The organism is Candidatus Allofournierella excrementavium (assembly GCF_048526665.1).
GTDB classification, from domain to species: domain Bacteria; phylum Bacillota; class Clostridia; order Oscillospirales; family Ruminococcaceae; genus Allofournierella_A; species Allofournierella_A excrementavium.
Window position 1 is genome coordinate 1 of sequence record NZ_DBGFPE010000043.1, and the last position, 1,562, is coordinate 1,562.

At 65.4% G+C, this 1,562-nt stretch carries 1 protein-coding gene; it reads right to left on the bottom strand.

The annotated features are described in order from the left end of the window. Positions 1 to 356: 356 nt before the first annotated feature. Positions 357 to 1,562: acetyl-CoA C-acetyltransferase (locus ACMI1Q_RS10510; RefSeq protein WP_419503723.1), on the bottom strand; the 1,206-nt coding region annotated here is incomplete at its 5' end.

Below are 1,562 nucleotides of genomic sequence, written 5' to 3' on the forward strand. Positions count from 1 at the left end.
CTCCTAAGCGGTAGGCCACCAGTTAGAGTCTGGTCAGGGGTGCCAAGTCAGCCGCTGTAAGCCAGTTTTCGGCTTACAGCGGCCTTCTTATCCGTTCCACCGCATTCCAGCGGCTGCCAGGTGCCTTTCATAGCGCGGTCCCTGCAAAAACTCCGGCTGATGTGCGATCCGCAAACTGCTTGGGCATCCTCTCAGGCCGCCTCCAGGCGCTTTTATACCCTCGTCCTCCTGCCGTTCTGCTGGATGGCGGCCCTGCGGCACGCCGCTTCCCGGCACAAAAAAAGAGGCGCCCCCGGCTAATGGCCGGGGACGCCTTTTCACATCCAGCGGAGACGGTGCTCTGCCGGAAGATCAATTCAGCACTTCTCGAACACGGTGGCAACGCCCATGCCGCCGCCGATGCACAGGGTAGCCAGGCCCTTCTTGGCCTCGGGCCGCTTCTGCATCTCGTGCAGCAGGGTCACGATGATCCGGGCACCGGACGCGCCGACGGGGTGGCCCAGGGAGATGGCGCCGCCGTTGACGTTGACCTTGCTCATGTCAAAGCCCAGCTCACGGGCCACGGCGATGGACTGGGCGGCGAACGCCTCGTTGGCCTCCACCAGGTCGATATCGTCGATGGTCACGCCGGCCTTGGTCATGGCCTGACGGGAGGCGGGCACGGGGCCGACGCCCATGATCTTGGGATCCACGCCGCCCTGGCCCCAGCCGATCAGCTTGGCCATGGGCTTCAGGCCGTACTTCTCCACAGCCTCACCGGAGGCCAGCACCAGTGCGGCGGCGCCGTCGTTGATGCCGGAGGCGTTGGCGGCAGTCACGCGCTGCTGACCCTTGTCGTCGGTCTCCTGGATGCCGGTGGGCTCAAAGGTGTGGACCACCTGGGGATTGGGGGACTCGGGCCCCACGGGGAAGGCGCCCTTCAGCTTGGAGATGCCCTCGGCGGTCACGCCGGCACGGGGGAACTCGTCCACCTTGAACTCCACGATGTCCTTCTTGACCTTCACGGGCACGGGGACGATCTCAGCCTCGAACTTGCCAGCCTTCTGGGCGGCCTCGGTCTTCTGCTGGGAGGAGGCGGCGAACTCGTCCATCTCCTTGCGGGTGATGCCCCAGATGTCCGCGATGTTCTCAGCGGTGGTGCCCATGTGATAGTTGTTGTAGGCGTCCCACAGGCCGTCCTTGATCATGGTGTCGATCATCTGGGTGTGACCCATCCGGGCGCCGTAGCGGCCGGTGGGAACGGCGTAGGGAGCGGCGCTCATGTTCTCAGTGCCGCCGCAGACAACCACGTCGGCGTCGCCGGCCAGGATGGAGCGGGCGCCCTCGATCATGGACTTCATGCCGGAGCCGCAGACCATGCCCACGGTGTAAGCGGGGACGGAATAGGGGATGCCGGCCTTGATGGAGGCCTGGCGGGCCACGTTCTGGCCCTGGGCGGCGGTCAGGATGCAGCCAAACATGACCTCATCCACCTGCTCGGGCTTCACGCCGGCACGGTTCAGAGCCTCTTTGATGACGATGGCACCCAGATCGACGGCAGGGGTGTTCTTCAGCGCGCCGCC